General features: G+C 35.6%; 4 protein-coding genes. 2 read left to right on the forward strand and 2 right to left on the reverse strand.

Annotated elements, in window-relative coordinates:
* Nucleotides 1–1,045: Y-family DNA polymerase (locus tag HMPREF9420_RS12280; protein ID WP_044078971.1), on the reverse strand; the 1,045-nt coding region annotated here is incomplete at its 3' end.
* A 7-nt stretch (nucleotides 1,046–1,052) separates the two neighbouring features.
* On the reverse strand, nucleotides 1,053–1,655 hold the full coding sequence (locus HMPREF9420_RS12285) for a LexA family protein (RefSeq protein ID WP_007136053.1): 603 nt from the start codon (nucleotides 1,653–1,655) through the stop codon (nucleotides 1,053–1,055).
* Nucleotides 1,656–1,850: 195 nt separating this feature from the next.
* Between HMPREF9420_RS12285 and HMPREF9420_RS12290 the strand changes: the two genes are divergently transcribed.
* Together HMPREF9420_RS12290 and HMPREF9420_RS12295 are read left to right on the forward strand one after the other, a co-directional pair.
* Nucleotides 1,851–3,161, forward strand: coding sequence for a site-specific integrase (locus HMPREF9420_RS12290; protein WP_044078972.1), 1,311 nt, complete (start codon nucleotides 1,851–1,853; stop codon nucleotides 3,159–3,161).
* 182 nt (nucleotides 3,162–3,343) lie between these two features.
* Nucleotides 3,344–3,634: a DUF3853 family protein gene (locus tag HMPREF9420_RS12295; protein WP_007136055.1), complete on the forward strand. Its 291-nt coding sequence runs from the start codon at nucleotides 3,344–3,346 to the stop codon at nucleotides 3,632–3,634.
* Nucleotides 3,635–3,648 lie beyond the last annotated feature (14 nt).

The following is a 3,648-nucleotide window of genomic DNA, read 5'->3' on the forward strand; positions in this document are numbered from 1 at the left end:
TAATATTACTCAGTATAACGCCTGATTTTTTATACTTAATGCCTGGGATATATATGTCCTTTAGAATTGTAATAGCCATATTGGTAATTTCCAATGTATCTGCAGTCGGCGTAGGCAAGGTATAAGTTAGAATATTACTATATTGAGGTAAGTCTTCACGGAATCTATTACTAGTAATAAATACTGTCACACTTTGACAGAAAGATCGTTGTCCACGCAGTTTGTTGGCACTAGCTGATGCAAAATGGGCAACTGACGCTTTGAGCTCTTGAAACTCAGAAATCATATTTCCAAAACTTCGGCTTGTGCAGATACTTTTTTTAGCAATTATCTCAGTAGTATCAATACAATCGATGCCATTTAACTCACGCCATGTTTGTACAACAGGCAAAATAAAGTGACTTTTAACCCACCCTTCACTTTTATCTGCAAATTCTAATGGAGTATGAATGCCATAGTATTCTAATTTCGCCAAAGTTTTTCTACCTATTCCCCATACATCGGAAAGGCTAAAAAGTTCTAAAGCCTTACGTCGTTTTTCTTCAGTGTCAATCATACAGACTGAGTGGTATCCTTTGTGCTGCTTAGCAAACTTACTACCCATTTTCGCTAAAGTTTTGGAGGGAGCAATACCCACACTCACAGGCACATCGACCCAAAGATTAATCTTTTCAGCTAGTTCACGCATATAATTTTCCAGATTGTACATCTTTTCATACCCCTTTAAATTACAAAAGCTTTCATCAATACTGTAATTTTCTACATGCTGTATACTTTTACGTAGGATAGAAATGATACGGCGTGACATTGCTGCATAGAGCATCATATTAGTAGAGAACAGTTTTACATCGTTTTGTTTTATAATGTTTTGAACCTTAAAAACAGGATCACCTCGACGTAAGCCAAGTTTCTTTGCTTCGGGTGTAAGTGCAACGATATTACCATCGTTACTTGAAAGAACGCATACAGGCTTGCCAGACAAACCTGGATGGAATGCCTTTTCTACAGAACAAAAGAAACTATTGCAATCTACAAGTGCCCACATAATCGTTTTAAACTCTCGGCTTATGAATTGTATAGGTGACAACTCCCCATACAGAAAAATCATCACACTCTTTTACTTCAATAGGTTGATAGTCAGGATTTGCAGGATATAGCCACACCCTACCATCCTTTTGCAATACATGTTTAATAGTATATTCACCATTCAACTCACAGACGGCTACTTCATGATTGCTGGGAGAACGATTGCTTTTATCAACTATAATGATGTCCCCATCGTAGATCTTCGCATCAATCATAGAGTTTCCTTTCACCCTAATCAAGAAGGATGCTTCAGGATTAGGACAAAGCATCCGTAAGATATCTACATCTTGAGCTTGTTCATCGGTATCAAGTGCTAAGGGAAATCCTGCAACGAGCCGTGCATTGTCAAACATTGGTAAGACCATAGGCTGAATATTGGATACAGGACAAACACTACCAAGGGCTTGTAATGCTTTCATCTCAAGTTCTTCATTACTGTCGCACAATCTATTTTGCCTACAACTATTTATTGTGTTCATGTAGTAATCATGACTACATTTGACATTTGAAAGTTCTGTGTTACCTTTTAAGCCCCTTTTTTGTTCTATTTTATTTCTACCGTGTATCATCTTATTATTATAGTTTGTTGTGCAAAGATACAATCTTTATTAGAAGTAGGACTAATGGTAATATAATAAAATGAATTATAATTGGATTCATCCGCTAAATTTGGTTCTTTGAATGTACAAAAGATTGCGTTTTATGGGGCAAAAAGTGGGGCAAAATTGGATATTTGATTAACTTTGAAATAAAAGTTATCAAACATGATTATAAAGCGTACCATAAAATTTTCAATAAGATATTATAGGAAATCAGACTATAGGGTTCGAATGAGAGTTTCTTATGTTGGCAATAGGCTTGACTTTCAAACAGGGATTTTCATTAAGAAAGAAAGTTGGGACAATGTGCGGCAACGAGTATTACCTATAAATTCAAGTATAGCAATAGCTAATGACTTAAATGATCATCTTTTTAAAATGCTTTCAGATATGGTTATTGTTTTCCGTGAATTTGAATTGAGACAGATAATCCCATCACCTAAAGAACTCAGAGAAAAGTTTCAAAAGCAATCTGCCCCGCAAGGGCGACCTATGGCAGAATCTACAGAAAATGGTGGAACTATAAATGTTCAACAAATAGACAATTATCCTCCAAAGCTGAAGAAGAATGAGTTCTGGAAGAATTTTGAAGAGTTTGTAAAAGTGAATGGAAAACTCAATGATTGGACTCCTGCAACATTTGAAAAGTTTGCTGCTCTTCGCAATCATTTATCAGAGTTTAATAAGAAACTCAACTTTGATAAGTTCGATGAGAATGGAATAGCTGACTTTATCGACTACTTAGGTAAAAAGGGGATGAGGAATAGTACTATTAACAAGCAGCTGGGTTTCTTACGTTGGTTTCTCCGATGGTGTTACGAGAAAGGATATCATACGAATCATACCTTTGAATATTTCAAGCCAAAATTGAAAAATGCAAGTAAACGTGTTATATTCTTAACACAGGAAGAACTTGAAAAGGTTGAGAACTTGACTATTCCAAAGCAATACACTTCGCTTGAATCTGTCCGTGATGTCTTCCTATTTTGTTGCTATACAGGTCTGAGATACTCTGATGTATACAACCTTACGTGGGATGACATTCATAATGGAAAAATTGAGATTGTAACTGTAAAAACTGCCGACCGAATTATGATAGAACTTAATAGTAAATCACAGGCTATTCTGAATAAATACTCTGAAATATCTTTTCCAGGGAAAAAGGTTTTACCAGTTATCAGTAATCAAAAGATGAATACAAGGCTTCATACGCTTTGTAAGTTAGCAGGAATTAATGAACCCATTAAGACTACCCATTATGAAGGAAATAAACGAGTTGATGAGGTTAAGCCTAAATATGAACTTGTAGGGACCCATTGTGGTCGACGTACATTTATATGTACTGCGCTTTCTAAGGGTATACCACCAAGTGTTGTAATGAAATGGACTGGGCATAGTGATTATAAAGCAATGAAGCCATATATCGATATTGCAGACGAAGTTAAGTCTTCATACATGAAGCAGTTTGATGAATAGCATTACTATTTTTGTCTATCTGGAATAAAATTTATTATCTTTGTAGCGTCGTTTCTAAGCACTTTAATACAATTACTGGTTAAATTACTGCTGTATACCCAGTACACTTTAATATATTCTCTAAAACGGCAACATGCTGGCATCTTGCCACTAGTAAGTATTAATATGTTAAAGTGGAAACAATGGAAATATCGGAAACATTATTAAGCACTCCTCTGGCTCAATTGTCAGTGAAGGATTTTGTCACTCTTTTGGAAGCATACAGAGAAAACTCTAAATTTACGAAAGAACAACTTTTCGATGAAGAAGTATGGGTGTCTGGCTATAAATCTCTTGCAAAGTTTTTGAACTGTAGTGTTCCAACTGTGTGTCGAATTGTAAAGAGTGGCAAGATCGACTCAGCTACCAAAAAAGTCGGTGGAACATATTGGTTCAATAAAGTTCTCATTAATAACTTGATAGGTGCAAAGTGAAACACAAGAAGAAC

It is taken from the genome of Segatella salivae DSM 15606 (assembly GCF_000185845.1).
Lineage (GTDB): Bacteria > Bacteroidota > Bacteroidia > Bacteroidales > Bacteroidaceae > Prevotella > Prevotella salivae.